At 42.2% G+C, this 16,536-nt stretch carries 17 protein-coding genes; 10 read left to right on the forward strand and 7 right to left on the reverse strand.

Annotated features, from left to right (window positions below):
* The first annotated feature begins 18 nt into the window (after positions 1-18).
* On the forward strand, positions 19-1,695 hold the full coding sequence (locus G5B12_RS05140; RefSeq protein ID WP_118070027.1) for an alpha-amylase family glycosyl hydrolase: 1,677 nt from the start codon (positions 19-21) through the stop codon (positions 1,693-1,695).
* 164 nt (positions 1,696-1,859) lie between these two features.
* Here the strand turns inward: G5B12_RS05140 and G5B12_RS05145 are convergent, their stop codons facing one another.
* Positions 1,860-2,054, reverse strand: a complete 195-nt coding sequence (locus tag G5B12_RS05145) for a hypothetical protein (protein ID WP_118070029.1) — start codon at positions 2,052-2,054, stop codon at positions 1,860-1,862.
* A gap of 116 nt (positions 2,055-2,170) precedes the next feature.
* Entirely contained in the window at positions 2,171-3,553 is a 1,383-nt protein-coding gene (locus G5B12_RS05150; RefSeq protein ID WP_244096044.1) for a citrate/2-methylcitrate synthase, read from the reverse strand.
* Between the two features lie 246 nt (positions 3,554-3,799).
* Here G5B12_RS05150 and G5B12_RS05155 point away from each other — a divergent pair, with 246 nt between their 5' ends.
* The 9 genes from G5B12_RS05155 to G5B12_RS05195 all read left to right on the forward strand — a co-directional run bounded on the left by G5B12_RS05155 (position 3,800) and on the right by G5B12_RS05195 (position 11,279).
* Positions 3,800-5,128 (forward strand): uracil-xanthine permease family protein, encoded by a 1,329-nt coding sequence (locus G5B12_RS05155; protein ID WP_174087850.1) that lies wholly within the window; start codon positions 3,800-3,802, stop codon positions 5,126-5,128.
* A gap of 10 nt (positions 5,129-5,138) precedes the next feature.
* Positions 5,139-5,810 (forward strand): response regulator transcription factor, encoded by a 672-nt coding sequence (locus tag G5B12_RS05160; RefSeq protein WP_021978023.1) that lies wholly within the window; start codon positions 5,139-5,141, stop codon positions 5,808-5,810.
* Positions 5,807-6,817, forward strand: a complete 1,011-nt coding sequence (locus tag G5B12_RS05165; protein WP_021978024.1) for a HAMP domain-containing sensor histidine kinase — start codon at positions 5,807-5,809, stop codon at positions 6,815-6,817. The genes G5B12_RS05160 and G5B12_RS05165 overlap by 4 nt, the downstream gene beginning before the upstream one ends.
* A gap of 199 nt (positions 6,818-7,016) precedes the next feature.
* A complete protein-coding gene (locus tag G5B12_RS05170) occupies positions 7,017-7,643 on the forward strand; it encodes a GNAT family N-acetyltransferase (protein WP_118070032.1) in 627 nt (208 codons plus the stop codon).
* Between the two features lie 37 nt (positions 7,644-7,680).
* On the forward strand, positions 7,681-8,553 hold the full coding sequence (locus G5B12_RS05175; RefSeq protein ID WP_174087851.1) for a DegV family protein: 873 nt from the start codon (positions 7,681-7,683) through the stop codon (positions 8,551-8,553).
* Positions 8,554-8,727: 174 nt separating this feature from the next.
* Complete coding sequence (locus G5B12_RS05180) at positions 8,728-9,075, forward strand: hypothetical protein (protein ID WP_021978027.1); 348 nt, start codon at positions 8,728-8,730, stop codon at positions 9,073-9,075.
* 4 nt (positions 9,076-9,079) lie between these two features.
* Positions 9,080-9,667, forward strand: coding sequence for a class IV adenylate cyclase (gene cyaB, locus G5B12_RS05185; protein ID WP_118070036.1), 588 nt, complete (start codon positions 9,080-9,082; stop codon positions 9,665-9,667).
* A gap of 369 nt (positions 9,668-10,036) precedes the next feature.
* Positions 10,037-10,867, forward strand: coding sequence for a rhamnulose-1-phosphate aldolase (rhaD, locus tag G5B12_RS05190; RefSeq protein WP_118070038.1), 831 nt, complete (start codon positions 10,037-10,039; stop codon positions 10,865-10,867).
* A gap of 154 nt (positions 10,868-11,021) precedes the next feature.
* A complete protein-coding gene (locus tag G5B12_RS05195) occupies positions 11,022-11,279 on the forward strand; it encodes a hypothetical protein (RefSeq protein ID WP_021978030.1) in 258 nt (85 codons plus the stop codon).
* Positions 11,280-11,472: 193 nt separating this feature from the next.
* On the opposite strand, the gene G5B12_RS05200 is transcribed toward G5B12_RS05195, so the two are convergent.
* The 5 genes from G5B12_RS05200 to G5B12_RS05220 all read right to left on the reverse strand — a co-directional run bounded on the left by G5B12_RS05200 (position 11,473) and on the right by G5B12_RS05220 (position 16,504).
* The gene (locus G5B12_RS05200; protein ID WP_021978031.1) at positions 11,473-12,534 is read right to left on the reverse strand and encodes a tyrosine-type recombinase/integrase; all 1,062 of its coding nucleotides are present in this window, start codon (positions 12,532-12,534) and stop codon (positions 11,473-11,475) included.
* Between the two features lie 268 nt (positions 12,535-12,802).
* Positions 12,803-13,252 carry a D-aminoacyl-tRNA deacylase gene (gene dtd, locus G5B12_RS05205; RefSeq protein ID WP_118063858.1) on the reverse strand — a complete coding sequence of 150 codons (450 nt, stop codon included), beginning with the start codon at positions 13,250-13,252 and terminating at the stop codon, positions 12,803-12,805.
* Positions 13,249-14,676: an AI-2E family transporter gene (locus G5B12_RS05210; protein ID WP_174087852.1), complete on the reverse strand. Its 1,428-nt coding sequence runs from the start codon at positions 14,674-14,676 to the stop codon at positions 13,249-13,251. Before G5B12_RS05210 ends, dtd begins: the two co-directional genes overlap by 4 nt.
* A gap of 169 nt (positions 14,677-14,845) precedes the next feature.
* Positions 14,846-15,487 carry a cytidylate kinase-like family protein gene (locus G5B12_RS05215; RefSeq protein ID WP_021978034.1) on the reverse strand — a complete coding sequence of 214 codons (642 nt, stop codon included), beginning with the start codon at positions 15,485-15,487 and terminating at the stop codon, positions 14,846-14,848.
* Positions 15,488-15,589: 102 nt separating this feature from the next.
* Entirely contained in the window at positions 15,590-16,504 is a 915-nt protein-coding gene (locus G5B12_RS05220) for an RluA family pseudouridine synthase (protein WP_021978035.1), read from the reverse strand.
* Positions 16,505-16,536: the final 32 nt, after the last annotated feature.

A 16,536-nucleotide genomic window follows, 5' to 3' on the forward strand; every position in this document is an offset into this window, starting at 1 on the left:
GAACAGAGGTGTAATATTATGAGCTGGTACAACGAAGCAACCTTCTACCATATTTATCCACTTGGACTTACAGGCGCTCCTAAAGAAAATGATTACGGAACTCCTGTACATCGACTGAACACACTGCTGCCGTGGATCGACCACATTAAGGAAATCGGATGTACTGCCTTATATATAGGTCCGCTTTTTGAGAGTGTAGGACATGGCTATGAGACAACCGACTATAAAAAACTGGACTCCCGTCTGGGAACCAACGAAGACCTTACAAATTTTGTAAAAGCCTGCCATGATAAAGGGATCCGTGTGATCTTTGACGGTGTATTCAACCACACAGGCCGTGATTTCTTTGCTTTCAAGGATATCCAGAAAAACCGGGAGAATTCTCCTTACGTAAACTGGTACTGTAATGTAAATTTCGGCGGTAACACAGAATACAACGACGGATTCTCCTATGAGAACTGGGGCGGTTACAACCTTCTGGTGAAATTAAACCAGCGTAACCCGGAAGTTCAGAACTATATCTGTGATGTGATCCGTTTCTGGGTTTCCGAGTTTGATATTGACGGAATCCGTCTGGACGCCGCTGATGTCCTGGATTTTGATTTTATGCGTGTTCTCCGTCATACAGCAGATGAAGTCAAAAAGGATTTCTGGTTGATGGGTGAAGTCATCCACGGAGATTACAGCCGCTGGGTAAACGGACAGACCCTTCACAGCGTAACCAACTACGCCCTTCATAAAGCTCTTTACAGCGGACACAATGATCACAACTATTTTGAGATTGCCCACACAGTAAAATATCTTCAGAATATGGGAGATCTGGATCTTTATAATTTTGTGGACAACCATGATGTGGAGAGGATCCATACCAAACTTCAGAATAAGGCACATTTTGCACCGGTACATGTGCTTCTTTATACTTTGCCTGGTGTTCCAAGTATTTATTATGGATCTGAATTCGGAATTGATGGAAAAAAAGAGAAATTTTCCGATGCAAGTTTAAGACCGGCACTTGATCTGAAGGATTATGCAGATGCCGTTACCAAAAATCCATGCACAGCTCTGATCGCTGCTTTAGGTAAAGTCCGTCAGGGTACGCCTGCTTTAAGTTACGGAAGCTATTCGGAGCTTGCTCTTACCAACCGGCAGTTTGCTTTTGCCAGGGATCTGGATGGGGTACGCGTGATCGTTACCGTTAATAATGATGACAGTGAGGCGGAGATGAATCTTCCAACCGGAAGCGCAGATGAATATGTTGGCGCTCTTACAGGTAAAAAAGTACGGGTAGAGTACGGAAGGATCCGTGTCAGTATTGCTGCAAACAGTGGTGAGATCTGGCTTCCAGCTGGAGATATGCCGGAATATAAACCGGTTCAGGTTGAAGTTCCAGAAACTGCCGCAGCAAAAGAGAACGAAAGCAATGCGCCTGAGACAGAAGAGAATCAGGCGGCTGAAGCAGGCTCTGTAGCAGAAGCTCCATCCACTCCTGAAGCGGAAGCTTCCAGCTCACAGGAAACAGCAGCGGAGGTATCGAATCCGGATAAAACACCGGAAGAAATGACCGTAGGCGAACTCCAGGCTGCTATCCTTGCAAAAATGGCAGGAAACGGACCGGTCACAGACCAGATGAAAAAAACCGTATACGACAACATCTGGCATGATTCCCTTGTAAACTGGCTGAAGAGCTTCCGCTAAAATTCAGAACATGATTTATAAATATTTTGTAATTTTGCGCAGATCACAGAATTTTCTGCTAATTTTATTCTTATTTTTTATAAATCTGTATATTGATTTTTTGCAAAAATATAGTAAAATAAACTCAATTTAATGATGATATACAAATCAAAGGCGATCTGGTTTCATACCGGACCGCCTTTGTCTGTATATCCGATGATATTACTTCTTATGCGGATCTTTTTGATCCCAAATACAAAAACAGTGAGGTTCTTCTGGATGATTTTCGCGTAATTATCGGCCTCACTGCCAAGAGCCTTGGATACAACAAGGTCATCTGGCTGAAAGATTGGATCGATCCTGATGAGACAAATATCCACTGCATCACACAGCAGCAGCTAACATGTATACTTTGAAGCAGGAGTTGCACTTCATACAGGTAAACAAAAAATGGCGGAAGCCTTAAACTTCCGCCATTTTCGTTTATCCATATTGATTATCGTTCATCAAACGGCACAAAATCTGTATGATGTCCCACATATTTGTAAGCAGGACGGATGATCTTGTTTGCACTGATCAGTTCTTCCAGACGGTGTGCACTCCAGCCAGGCATACGCGCAATGGCAAAGATCGGAGTGAAGAGTTCTTCCGGGATACCAAGCATGGTATATACAAATCCACTGTAGAAGTCTACATTTGCACAGACATTCTTGAACAGCTTCCTGTGCTCCATGATCAGCTTGCCTGCAATACCTTCAACCTTATCGTAAAGTTTGAATTCGTCTGTCATGCCTTTCTCCTCTGCAAGAGCCTGTGCAAAACGCTTCAGGATCACTTCTCGCGGATCAGAAAGGGTATAGACTGCATGTCCCATACCATAGATCAGCCCTGCATGGTCAAAGGCTTCTTTATTCAGCACTTTCTGCAGATATTCCGTGATCTCTTCGTCACTTTCCCAGTCTTTTACATTTGCCTTCAGATCTGTGAACATATTCTGGACCTTCAGGTTGGCACCACCATGACGCGGACCCTTCAGTGATCCAATAGAAGCGGCTGTGGAAGAGTAGCTGTCTGTTCCGGAAGAAGTTACTACATGTGTGGTAAATGTAGAGTTGTTACCACCGCCATGCTCTGCATGAAGCACAAGTGCGATATCAAGAACCTTGGCCTCAAGCTCTGTATACTTGCCGTCCGGACGAAGCATCAGCAGGATATTCTCTGCAAGGGAAAGTCCCTTCTGCGGATTACGGATAAAGAGTGTTTCATCTTTTCGGAAATGGCAGTATGCGTGATAGGAGTAAACCGCGATCTCAGGAAGCTTGGCAATCAGCTCCAGAGACTGGCGGAGCACATTCTCTACGGAAATATCCTCCGGATTATCATCATATGTATAAAGAGCAAGTACGCAGCGCTCCATGGCATTCATAATGTTGGCATTGGTTCCCTTCATGACAACATCACGTACAAAACGTCCTCCCAGATCTTCCATATCAGAGAGAAGTTCCAGGAACCTGGACAGCTCATCTTTACTTGGAAGTTTACCGAAGATCAGAAGATAGATCGTTTCCTCAAAGCCAAAACGTCTGTCCTTCAGACCGTTTACGATATCCTGTACATTGATTCCCTGATAATACAGTTCACCGTCTGCCGGAATACGTCTGCCATTGACCAGCTTATATCCGGTAACATCAGAAATTTCAGTAAGACCGGTAAGTACACCTTTACCTGCAGAATCACGAAGGCCTCTTTTTACATCATATTCCACATAGAGATTGGGATCAATGTGGTGATGCTTCAGCAGCTCCTGCTCAAAGAATTTCATTCTGCCTTTCAGCTGTTCGGAGTCCTCCAGACTCATCATTTCATGCTTTTTTTCCATAATCTTTTCCTCGTTTCCCCATTGTATATTAAAAAACACTGATACAGTTAAGATTGGTTACATCTTCGTAATCAGTGTTCGGGTATGGCATACATTTGTGTTTACCTGATTAATAATTCTACAGTAAAAATTCCGAAAATGCAAGAGGGTATTTTATTTTTTCGTGCATACCTCTGGTTTCTGCAACAAAGCTATGTTATGATTGTTCCGTAACTTTTTCTATAATAGAAGGGAGAATTTAAAAGAATGCAAAGCAGCATCAACAACATTTATCAGCTGGAGGGAAGAGTCCCTGTCGCAAAAGCGATCCCATTTGGACTTCAGCACATCCTTGCCATGTTTGTGTCAAACCTGACACCGATCACGCTGATCGCAGCCTCAGCCCAGCCTGCTCTTACCCAGGCACAGATCGCAATCCTGCTCCAGAATGCCATGTTTGTGGCAGGAATCGCTACGCTGATCCAGCTTTACCCCATATGGAAGATCGGTTCCAGACTTCCGGTTGTAATGGGAGTCAGTTTTACCTTTGTCACTGTTTTAAGTACGGTTGCAGCCAATTACGGTTATCCTGCCGTGATCGGTGCAGTTATGATCGGCGGTATCATGGAAGGAACCCTTGGCCTCCTTGCAAAATACTGGCGGAAGATCATCACACCGGTAGTTGCCGCTTCTGTCGTAACCTCTATTGGATTTTCACTGTTTACCGTAGGTGCCAGATCTTTTGGCGGCGGGTACAATGAAGATTTCGGCTCTGCGCAGAGCCTGCTTCTTGGTACTATCACACTTGCTGTGTGTCTTCTCTGGAATGTACTCAGCAAAGGATATCTGAAACAGTTATCTGTGCTTGCCGGACTGGTAGTCGGATACATCATTGCCATTTTTATGGGAAAAGTCGACCTTGGTTCCATCTTATCCGGAGGCTTTATTTCCCTTCCTCATCTGCTTCCTGTAAAACCGGAATTTCATGCAGGAGCCATTGTTTCCACCTGCATTATCTTCCTGGTATCTGCGGCGGAGACCATCGGCGATACTTCCGCACTTGTTTCTTCCGGACTGGACCGTGAGATCACTGGAAAAGAAATTTCCGGTTCTCTTGCCTGTGATGGTTATGCTTCCACGATCTCTTCCCTGTTCGGATGTCCTCCGGTAACATCCTTCTCACAGAATGTAGGACTGGTTGCTATGACGAAAGTCGTAAATCGTTTTACCATTATGACAGGAGCTGTATGTATGATCCTGGCCGGACTGCTGCCACCCATCGGAAACTTTTTCGCTTCACTTCCGGATTCTGTTGTGGGCGGATGTACCATTATGATGTTCGGTTCCATTCTGACATCTGGTGTACAGATGATCGCTTCCTGCGGTTTTTCCCAGCGGAACATTACCATTGTTTCTCTTTCCCTGGCCGTGGGAATTGGATTTACCACAGCAAGTGAAAGCGGGATCTGGGATATTTTCCCGTCTATCATACAGTCTGTTTTTGCGGAAAATGTAGTTGCTGTTGTGTTTATCATATCTATTGTTTTAAGCTGTATCCTTCCTGAAAACATGGATATTGAAAAGATCAAAGAATAGGGATGTAAAAATGTTTAAAATTCTCATTGCGGAAGATGACCGGGAACTTCGCCAGCTTTTCCAGCATATCCTGCTGAAAAACGGTTATACGGTAAAAGGGGTTTCCGACGGACAGGAAGCACTGAATGCCCTGGAAAAAGACTATTATGATCTGATCATCTCGGATATTATGATGCCAAACATGGACGGCTATGAACTGGTCCGTTCGCTCAGAGATGCCGGAGATTCCATTCCTGTACTTATGGTTACCGCCAAAGATGCTTTTGATGATATGCGTATGGGATTTCTGTCCGGTACGGATGATTATATGATAAAACCAGTTAATATCAATGAACTGGTTTTGCGGGTGGGTGCCCTTCTTCGTAGAGCACAGATGATCAATGAGCGGAAACAGCGGATCGGGGATACCATCCTGGAGTGCGATTCCCTGACGGTATCCACCTCCTCGGAAAATATGGTTCTTCCTCAGAAGGAGTTCATGCTTTTGTATAAAATGGTATCCTTTCCGGGAAAGATTTTTACCAGGCAACAGCTTATGGATGATATCTGGGGATATGATTCCGCAAGTGATGCCCATACTGTGGATGTCCACATCGGAAGGCTTCGGGAACGTTTCCGCGATAATCCGGATTTTAAGATCGTGACGATCCGTGGAGTTGGATATAAGGTGGTAAAAGCATGAAAAAGAAACCTTTCGAAAATTTAAGCATCCGCATACGTTTTATACTTATGATCATGCTGGAGCTTATCTGTGTATCTCTGATATCCTGGATTGTTATGGATGTACTGCATATTTCAGATGTTCCGTACATTGTATGGATCATCCTGGCCAGTGTGATCGCAGGGGGCGTTCTCAACAATTTCCTCAGTATCCGGTATTTTGGCCCTGTATTAAAGCTGGAAAAAGCCATGCAGCAGGTAGCAGAGGGAGATTTCTCCGTCCGACTAAAAACCGGAAAACATCTGAAGGAAATCCAGGACATTTATTCCAATTTTAATCTGATGGTCCAGGAACTGGAAGCAACGGAAATTCTGCAGACAGATTTCGTTTCCAATGTTTCCCACGAATTTAAAACACCCATCAGTGCCATTGAGGGATATGCAACTCTTTTGCAGGATAGTGACATGCCTATATCAGAAGAGCAGGAACAGTACATAGACAAAATCCTTTTTAATACCGGAAGGCTTTCACACCTGGCTGGAAATATCCTGCTATTGTCCAAAATTGAGCATCAGGCGATCCAGACCCGCCAGAACTGGTACCGCCTGGATGAGCAGATCCGGCAGTCCATTGTTATGCTGGAACCGAAATGGTCCGAAAAAGAGCTCGAATTTGATGTGGACATGGTAGATGTGGAGTATCTGGGAAATGAGAATCTCATCTGCCATGTATGGGACAATCTGCTTTCCAATGCCATCAAATTCAGTCCCTGTGGTGGTACGATCTATATCCGGATGATGCCGGAAGGGGAAAAGATCCGTTTTTCCATAGAAAACGAAGGGCCCCAGATCCGTGAAGACTCCATGAAACATATTTTTGACAAATTTTACCAATGCGACAGTTCCCATAAACAGGAGGGGAACGGTCTTGGACTTGCCCTTGTAAAACAGATCCTGAATCTGTGCAAGGGAACGATCTCTGTAGAAAATATTCCCGGAAGTGGCTGCCGTTTTACTGTTATACTGTAAAATAAATACTTTATTATATCTTGAAAATGAAAACAACGGACATCTTATTTTTACTACAATGAGGTGTTTCCGTTGTTTTTTATTTTGCACAAATTTTTTTATAAACTTCAACAATTGTTGAGAAACAGTTGATATTTGGTTGCAGATCATCTTTTAAAGTATAAGATAGTTATTTATAAAAAAACAGGAGATGTGAAATATGTTATTAAAAAAAGAACCTGCCTACAGGAAGGCAGAAAAGGAAGATTTTCCACTGATCCGGGAATTTATCCGGAGAAATTATAAAGACCGCTGGGAATTTGAGGAAGCACATACAGAAAAACGCCTGACCAGACTTTTGTTTTATACTTATATGATTTCCAGAGACAGTATTACCGTGGCAACCTACCGCGATCAGGTAGTTGGAGTGCTTATAACCGGCAAAGGATCCAAGGTCCGTTTTGCTCCGGTTTTTCGTCTGAAAAAAGGCTATCATTTCCTGCGCCTGAAACTTACCAGAGAAGGCCGCAAGAATCTGGAACATTTCAACAAACTTCAGGATATGAAAAAACAATTGACCATTTCCAGCGAAAACTCCGCTTCCCCAAATATCCTCTTTCTTTATGTGAGCAAAGATTATCGCAGAAACGGAATCGGTACCGGGCTTCTTAAACAGATTTTAGCAGAAAAAAATACCGATTGTTCTATATATATGGACCAGCTGGATCACAGAGCGTTTATGGAAAGCCATGGTTTCATAAAGAAAAACGAGGTTTCCCAGATGCGGGAGCTGAACAAAAAACGCTTCCGGGAAAGCGTAGCTCTTTATCAGAAGAAAACCCATTGAGAAATGCATTTATGAATTACACAGGAGAAAATATGATATGAGAAAAATTGGAATTATGGCTGACAGCCACAGCGGTATTTTAAAAAAGGAAGCAGAGGAACTGGATATTCATGTTCTTCCCATGCCTTTTTATCTGAACGGAGAACTTTTTCAGGAAGACTTAAATTTTTCCAGAAAAGGATTTTATGAAAAACTCCGTGAAGGAGCAGATGTCTCAACTTCACAGCCTTCCCCTCAGGAGGTTATGGAAATGTGGGACGAAATGCTTTCATCTTATGAGCAGATCCTCTACATTCCGTTAAGCAGCAGTTTAAGTGGTTCCTGCATGACTGCTTCTGCCTTGTTGCAGGAACCAAAATACGATAATAAAGTGTTTGTGGTAGATAACGGACGGGTTTCCACACCTCTTCACCGCTCTATTCTGGATGCAATAGACCTGGTGGAAGATGGATATACAGCACAGCAGATCAAGGATATCCTGGAGGCTTCCCGTGAAAAAACCGTGATCTATGTTGGCTTAAGTACACTGGAATATCTGAAAAAAGGAGGACGCATCAATGCCACCACAGCACTGGCCGCAAATCTTCTCAATATCAAACCGGTTATGAAATTTGGGACCGGTAAGCTGGATATTTTTCAGAAATGCAGAGGCATAAAGAAATCGAGAAAAGCCATGCTCGATGCCATGCACAACGAACTGGAAACAACTTTCAAAAAAGAATATGAGGCCGGAAAAATATATCTTATGGCTGCATCCAGCAGTACTTCGGAAGTTACCGCAGACTGGATCTCACAGATCCGGGAAAGCTTTCCGGGAATGGATGTGATGTGTGATGATCTTTCCCTTGGTCTTTCCTGCCATATTGGTCCGGACGGGCTGGGGATCGGATGCTCCTGCATGCCATTATAAAAAACGTTTCAATATTTTCTGCAAATAATCCAGAGTTGTGGTATGATATTGTTATAAATACATAACAGAAAGATTTTATCTGTTACTATAGCAATTCCAGCAATTCATGTTTTGTACAGTTCAACCTGATACAATCATTTCCGGGAATGCTATAATCAGAAGGGAGAAATTACCATGGCAAAAACAATCAAAGAATTAACACAGGATCTTCTTCAGGCACCCTCTGCATGCAAAGAAGTAAAAGAAGCGGCACAGAATTATCTGGATGCTGCAGGAACTGAGAAAGAAGCAGATGCGGCAACTGCTTACGTAAAAGAACTGGAAGCAGATATCATGCCCATCGACGGACTGATCTCTTTTGCAGGTTCTGACATGGGTGCTCAGGTATTTGGCGCAGATGGCGCAAAAAAGATCCTGGCTCACGCTGAGGAGATCAAAGCTGCAGGTGCAAAATACTGTGACTGCCCGGCATGTGCAGCCTGCGAAGCACTTCTGAACAAAAAATCTGAAATTCTGAAGTAATAGCATGGATCAGTTTGAAATTGAGGTCAAGCTTCCATTAAAGAATCTTAAGGAAACTCTGAAACTTCTGACAGATCAGGGATTTCATGAGACAGCAGAAATCAGGGAAGAAGATACCTATTTTAACAGCATCTACCATGATGTGAAAAAACGTGATGAAGCACTGCGAATCCGAACAAGCACAGACTGCAGATCCGGTATTTCCAAAACTCAGATTAATTTTAAAGGTCCAAAACTGGATAAAGTCTCCATGTCCCGAATGGAACTGGAAACAGAAGTATCCGATACAGAAGTGCTTAAAAATATTCTCATCCATCTGGATTTTTCTCCTGTAGCGTCGGTTATAAAACTGCGAAAATACCTGAAATGCGGCAGATTTACCGCCTGTCTGGATCAGGTAGAGGGACTTGGAGACTTTCTGGAGCTTGAAGTGATCGCAGAGCAGGAAAGCGAACGGGAAGAAATTTTATCCAGGATGGAAGATCTTCTTGCCATATTGGGATATCACATGTCAGATACTGTACAGACTTCTTATCTCAGTATGCTTCAGAAAAAGGCTGCACATACAGAAGCAGATGGATATCTTGCCTGATTCGGTTAAACTGGCAGGAATATTTTCGTATAAGTATTTAAGCTACAGAATACGAAAATGTTCCTGCTTTTTCTTTTCTTACAATATTATAAATTCCACATTATAAAACAACATCAAACCACATTCAAATCACATGATATTTCCATTGATTGTTTGCTTTTTTGTTGCTTTATGTTTACTTTTATGTGGTTTGTTGAATGCTTACAATGTTTTTTGTGTTGTGAGTGTGGATTTGTTGACATTTTTTCAAAAAAGGTCTTTACAAATCCACATCATCGGTCGTATAATAAAGCCACAAACAACAAGAAACAATATAAAAAGATTGAAATCTCAACAACAAACCACATATAAACACGGAGGGAATATAATATGAAAATTCTTGAATCTAAATTTGTACAGGGCTTTATCAAAATGGCGGATGATGGATATCAGCAGGGATGGCATGAGAGAAACGGCGGAAACTTAAGCTATCGTCTGAAAGCAGAAGAAGTGGAGATGATCCGTCCACGACTGAACGCCCCAGGAGAGTGGATCCCTATTGGTGTTGAAGTTCCGGGGCTTGCAGGAGAGTTTTTCCTGGTAACCGGAAGCGGCAAATATTTCCGTAATATTATCGTTGACCCGGAAGTATGTCTTGCGATCATCGAGCTTGACGAAACAGGAACAAATTACCGTATTCGCTGGGGACTGGTGGAAGGTGGCCGTCCGACCAGTGAGCTTCCAACTCATCTGATGAACCATGAAGTAAAGAAAAAACTTACCAACGGAAAACATCGTGTTATTTACCATGCACATACTACCAATACCATTGCACTTACCTTTGTTCTTCCTCTGGATGACAAAGTATTCACCCGTGAACTCTGGGAATCTGCAACGGAGTGTCCGGTAGTATTCCCGGATGGTGTTGGTGTCATCGGATGGATGGTTCCAGGCGGAAGAGATATCGCTGTCAAAACCGCAGAACTGATGAAAAAATATGACGTCGTCATCTGGGCACATCATGGAATGTTCTGCTCCGGCGAGGACTTTGACCTGACCTTCGGCCTTCTTCATACTGTTGAAAAATCCGCAGAGATTCTGGTTAAGATCTTATCCATGGCTCCACAGAAACTGCAGACTATCACACCGAATGATTTCCGTGCCCTTGCAAAAGATTTCAAAGTAACTCTGCCGGAAGAATTCCTTTACGAGAAGAAATAAGATCCTTCATATGATACAAATTATACAGCCTGTATTTCTCTGAAAATTTATCGGAAACAACCAAATATTTGCTGATTTTTGCTGATAAATCTGGTATGATAAAAACATATCTGGTTTATCAGCAAATTAATTTCAGAAAGGATATGGATAAAGTATGGAAGAATTATATAAAGCGATCGAGGAGAAGATCAAGGAAAGCGGATACCCGCGAAAGATTTCCGGAGAAGAGGTTTACGATGACATCTGTGATCAGATTGACGGAAAGGAAAACGGAAGTTATGTGCTGCTTTCCAAGTTTGATGATGATGTGATCTTTGAATATCATATCACGATCATGGACAGCGAGTTTAATCTGGGTGTTCTTACCATGCGTACTCCAGAAGGCGTATTTGAAACGGATTTTGATAAATAATATTCTATATCTGTTTTAATAGTGGATATAAAACGTATATAAATATAGAGGCGGTCGATTTACATAACGTATATTATGTGAACCAACCACCTCTATATTATTATTTACACCCATACATCTCAGGATACGTCAAGCGGATATTCGCAATCCGCTTCGCTACTTGCTCATAACCAAATAATTGCTACGCAGCTTATCAGTCCTCACGAAGCCGTACAGCCTTGGCCGCCTGACGCCGCCTGGCATCGTCCAGAGCCGCATAATGCTTCTTGGTAGTATTGACATCCTTATGTCCAAGAACATCCGCTACAAGATAAATATCGCCGGTTTCCTGATAAAGCGCTGTGCCATATGTACTTCGCAGCTTGTGAGGCGTGATCTTTTTGGTAGTTGTGATCTCTCTGGCATATTTTTTCACCAGATTCTCGATAGCCTGGACACCGATCCGGCGACGCTGGGTAGAATAGAAGAGTGCATGCTCATGGCCGGCCAGAGGTGTAATATTTTCCCGCACTTCCAGATATTTTTTCAGAGCTTTTTCTACCTCCGGACCAAAATAAACGACCATCTCATTTCCACCTTTTCGTGTGACCTTGATCCCGTTATTTTTGAAATCCACATCCTCAACATCCAGTCCGACACATTCAGACACACGAATTCCCGTACCAAGGAGAAGAGTAACAATAGCAAGATCTCTGTCCTTTGTCTTTTCATAATACATACGTTTCTGACCAGTCAGAGTATCCCCACAATGTTCAATATAATCAAGAAGCAGAGCGACTTCATCTGTATCCAGGCGGATGATACTTTTGTCATGGATCTTGGGAACATCAATAAGAACTGACGGATTCGTGGTGATCATTTCGTGCTTATAATAATAAGCATAAAAACTCCGCAGCGCAGAAATTTTACGTTTGACACCGCGTTCGCCGTTTGTTTCGGTTTTGGAAGAGTCCGCGGATTTATAAACCTTCAGATATTCTTCATATTCCTCAAGATCAACAGCCTTGATCTGGTCCAGGACATCCACCGTGAAATCCTTCATTGTTTTATCTTTAAACATTGGATTCTGATCTAATAAAAACTGAAAAAATATGCGGATATCGTACGCATAGGAAATTCTGGTCTTGGTCGTTGTGGTTGCATCAATAGCACGAAAATAATCCCGGCAAAATGGAGGAAGCGTTTTCAAAACTTCTCGAAGCTTTAAAACATTGTCAATGTCATTTTGTTCGTGGTAAGTAATTTTATTCTCCATAAAAACTCCTTTATAATAATTGTCACAAACCTATTTTATATTATCACAAAAACAACCATATTTCCAGAAAACCAGGAACAGATTGGGATAACCAGAAATCCCTCATAAGAAGTAGTTACTCACTCATCTATATCTATACGACAAACCCGAGTTTTTCAAATAGATGGGTAGTATAAACAGCTACTTCCTGCAAAATTGCCTGTTTTTGATAAATTTTCAAGTAAATAAAGTGCCTCCTTATGGAAGCACTTTTTATTATTATTTGTCGTTACCCTCTGAGGTTTTCATCAAAAATAACGGTAAACGGTCCGTCATTTTCCAGAGATACTTTCATATCTGCACCAAAAATTCCGTGTTCCACAACCGGAACCTGTTTACTGGCTTCTGAAATAATATATTCATATAATTTATTTGCTTCATCTGGCGCACCGGCTTCTATGAAACTTGGACGATTTCCCTTACGGCAGTTTGCATATAAAGTAAACTGTGAAACCAAAAGCAATTCCCCGTTTACATCTGCCAGGGATAAATTGGTCTTTCCATTTTCATCCTCAAAAATACGAAGTCCCAGAAGTTTTTTCAAATACCAGTCTGCATCTTCCCTGGTATCCCCACGGCCAACGCCGATCAGAACAAGAAATCCTTTTCCAATTTTTCCAACTGTTTCTCCATCTACTTTAACTTCTGCATGATTTACACGCTGAATTACAAATTTCATCGTTTATTCTTCCTCCGTCTGTTTTTCTGTTTCAGTCGAAAACCTATATATTTTGCCTGGACAAACTTGGCCAAAAATGCAAACATTCGTTTGATTTCGTTCCATGCTCCTGTCCACACTCTGTGTTTTTCTGCTTTTATTGCAACTGCCTGCATTTTTGCTTTTGTTGCAGATTCTTTTACCGGCATGGGCAACGCTTTTCCGGAAACGGGATCTACACAGTCAATATCTTTATAAAACTCAGCATCTGCAGACATCTCTTTTTCATCAAGGCTACGTCCGATCAGCTTCCATACAGCCGCATTCAGAACCGCAAAAACCGGAACGCCGACAATCATTCCCGGAACTCCGAATAAACCACCGCCAACCATAATTGCAACAATGACCATGAAACTGGACAATCCGGTAGATTCCCCCAAAATCTTAGGTCCAAGAATATTTCCATCAAACTGCTGAAGAACCAGAATAAAGATCAGGAAATACAGACTCTGAATCGGATCTACCAGCAAAATAAGAAGAATACACGGAATCGCTCCAAGATATGGTCCAAAAAACGGGATAACGTTTGTCACGCCAACGATCACACTGACCAGAATCGCATATGGCGTTCCAATGATGGATGTTCCCACATAACACAATACACCGATAATTGCAGAATCCAGGATCTTGCCACTGATAAATCCGCCAAAAGTCTTATGCGTAAAACGCATGGAATGAACAAGAAAAGTCGCCCATTTGGCCGGAAGAACCGCATAGGTAGCCATTTTGGCCTTTGCAACAAATCCCTCTTTATCTGCCAGGATATAAAGTGATACAATCGCTCCAATAAGGAAATTCTTCAAAAAAACAAGAAGATCCAGAAAACTCGCAGATATGTTTTTCATCATGAACTGCATCTGAGGAAGGATCGTATTTGTCAGATATTCCTGCAATCTGCTGGAATACTGGTTGATCTGGCTGATCATATCCGGATTCAGCTTCCAGCCCTTTTCCACAACGGAATTCAGCCAGTTCTCCACAACATTTACATAATGAGGAAAACTGTAGATGATATTCATGATACTTCGGATCAACTGCGGAAGGATCATCATGACAAGGGCATAAATGATCAGGAACATAAAAAACACAGAAAGAATTACACAGATCCAGCGTACTACTTTTCTGCCCTTTTTCTGAAGGGTTTTGTGTCTTTTTTCAAAAATAGGAAAAATAATCTTCCGCTCCAGAAAATTAACAATGGGGGTTAACAGATATGCTATGGCGGCTCCATAAATGATCGGCGCCATAATGCTGAAAAATGTTTTAATTCCGGTAACCAGGGATTTCATATGGAAAATCCCGTAATAAAATAAAATACTGGCAGCAATGACCAGAAATGCAGTCACACCTAACTGCACGTAGCGATGATTCCAACGAATTTTCATAGTAATTTCCTCCACCATGTGATTATAACATAGCATCTCCGGTTTGTGTCTAAAAAAAGCATAAACATTCTCTCTCAAAACTCATAAGGATGAATTCTGTCTGTATTTTTTCGCTGATACCGAAAACACCCTGCCATAAAATGGCAGGGTGCCTATAAAAATCTGACGTTTATTTTTTCAGGCTGTCATAAATGTGAATGGCTTCAATAATGGCCTTTGCAGTTCCATCAATACCAAGCTTGCTGCTGTCCAGACAAAGATTATAGCTGTCGGCAGATCCCCATTTCTTATTGGTGTAATAATTATAGTAACTGGAACGGCTCTTGTCTGTTTTGTTGATCATGTCTTTGGCTTCTTTGGCGTTCTTATTGTATTTCTGGGAAATACGGTTGATACGCCAGTCAAGGTTTGCATGGACAAATACGCTGAAACAATCCGGATTATCTGCAAGTGCATAATCTGCACATCTGCCTACCATTACACAGGGGCCTTCTGAAGCAAGCTTCTTGATCGCCTCAAACTGTGCAAGGAAAATCTTATGGTTCATAGGCATATCTGTAAACCCTGCTGATGAATATCCAAAAGAATACGTATCCATTACAAGAGAATAAAGAAAACTGTTTGTCGGCTTCTCATCATGATGCTCAAACAGTTCCTTGCAGATTCCACTGTCATTGGCTGCGTGCTCCAGCAGCTCTTTATCATAGCATTTAATTCCAAAATACTTGGCAACTTCCTGACCGATCTGTCTTCCGGCACTACCATATTTACGACCGATTGTAATAATAGAACTTGTTGTATTGTTACTCATAACAGCCACATCCTTTCTGTTCCGATTCAGCGAATTTACAAATATAAGCTCCGCTTCCTCTTTAATATAGCTATTATACAATATATTTCACAAGTTTTCCAGTTATTTTCGCAATTTTGACAGCAATTTAACAAAATATTCCGGAAGTGGAGCTGTAAATTCCATATATTCACAGGTACGTGGATGAACAAACCCAAGAATCATTGCATGAAGAGCCTGTCCCTCCAGATGATAGGGATTTTTTGAAGACCCATATACCGTATCTCCCAGAAGTGGATGTCCGATGCTGGCCATATGCACGCGGATCTGATGGGTACGCCCTGTTTCTAGCCGGCATTCCACATAGGTTGCCTGTCCAAAACGTTCCAGTACTTTGTAATGTGTTACCGCATCTTTCCCATTTTTGTAATTGATGGCCATTTTTTTACGATCTGTTGGATGACGTCCGATAGGACCTTCTATGGTTCCCTCGTCCTCTTTCAGATTTCCCTGTACAACTGCACGATAACGTCTCCGGATACTGTGGCATTTCAGCTGTTCTGCCAGATCCCGGTGGGCCGTATCGTTCTTGCACACCAGAAGCGCACCGGTAGTATCTTTATCAATTCTGTGGACAATTCCAGGTCTCATCACCCCGTTAATCCCGGAAAGGCTGTCACCACAATGGGCCATAACCGCATTTACCAGTGTTCCCTGATAATGCCCGGCAGCAGGATGTACCACCATTCCTTTGGGCTTATTAACGATCAGCACATCTTCATCCTCATAAAGAATATCTAGCGGAATATCCTCCGGAACAATATCCGGTTCACTGGAATCCGGAATCTCCAGATGAATTCTGTCGTTTTCCCTGACCTTATAATTGGATTTGGCAGCCTTATCCCCAACTGTAATCTGTCCATCTTTCAGAAGTTTCTGAATGAACGACCTGGAAAGACCGCTGTCTTTTTCTGCAAGATAGCGGTCGATTCGTATACCTGATTCTTCTTTTTCTACTGTATAATCGTATATTTCCATTTTATATCTCCTGCAAAATCAGATGAATCCAT

Source organism: Blautia sp. MSK.20.85 (assembly GCF_013317245.1).
Taxonomy (GTDB): Bacteria; Bacillota; Clostridia; order Lachnospirales; family Lachnospiraceae; genus Blautia_A.

Coding starts and splice junctions, on each gene's coding strand:
- dtd (WP_118063858.1), bottom strand. CDS start 13,252: ATGAAATTTGTAATTCAGCGTGTAAATCATGCAGAAGTTAAAGTAGAT.
- G5B12_RS05215 (WP_021978034.1), bottom strand. CDS start 15,487: ATGAGTAACAATACAACAAGTTCTATTATTACAATCGGTCGTAAATAT.
- G5B12_RS05155 (WP_174087850.1), top strand. CDS start 3,800: ATGCAAAGCAGCATCAACAACATTTATCAGCTGGAGGGAAGAGTCCCT.
- G5B12_RS05150 (WP_244096044.1), bottom strand. CDS start 3,553: ATGGAAAAAAAGCATGAAATGATGAGTCTGGAGGACTCCGAACAGCTG.
- G5B12_RS05140 (WP_118070027.1), top strand. CDS start 19: ATGAGCTGGTACAACGAAGCAACCTTCTACCATATTTATCCACTTGGA.
- G5B12_RS05160 (WP_021978023.1), top strand. CDS start 5,139: ATGTTTAAAATTCTCATTGCGGAAGATGACCGGGAACTTCGCCAGCTT.
- G5B12_RS05210 (WP_174087852.1), bottom strand. CDS start 14,676: ATGAAAATTCGTTGGAATCATCGCTACGTGCAGTTAGGTGTGACTGCA.
- G5B12_RS05180 (WP_021978027.1), top strand. CDS start 8,728: ATGGCAAAAACAATCAAAGAATTAACACAGGATCTTCTTCAGGCACCC.
- G5B12_RS05175 (WP_174087851.1), top strand. CDS start 7,681: ATGAGAAAAATTGGAATTATGGCTGACAGCCACAGCGGTATTTTAAAA.
- G5B12_RS05195 (WP_021978030.1), top strand. CDS start 11,022: ATGGAAGAATTATATAAAGCGATCGAGGAGAAGATCAAGGAAAGCGGA.
- G5B12_RS05220 (WP_021978035.1), bottom strand. CDS start 16,504: ATGGAAATATACGATTATACAGTAGAAAAAGAAGAATCAGGTATACGA.
- G5B12_RS05165 (WP_021978024.1), top strand. CDS start 5,807: ATGAAAAAGAAACCTTTCGAAAATTTAAGCATCCGCATACGTTTTATA.
- cyaB (WP_118070036.1), top strand. CDS start 9,080: ATGGATCAGTTTGAAATTGAGGTCAAGCTTCCATTAAAGAATCTTAAG.
- G5B12_RS05200 (WP_021978031.1), bottom strand. CDS start 12,534: ATGGAGAATAAAATTACTTACCACGAACAAAATGACATTGACAATGTT.
- G5B12_RS05170 (WP_118070032.1), top strand. CDS start 7,017: ATGTTATTAAAAAAAGAACCTGCCTACAGGAAGGCAGAAAAGGAAGAT.
- rhaD (WP_118070038.1), top strand. CDS start 10,037: ATGAAAATTCTTGAATCTAAATTTGTACAGGGCTTTATCAAAATGGCG.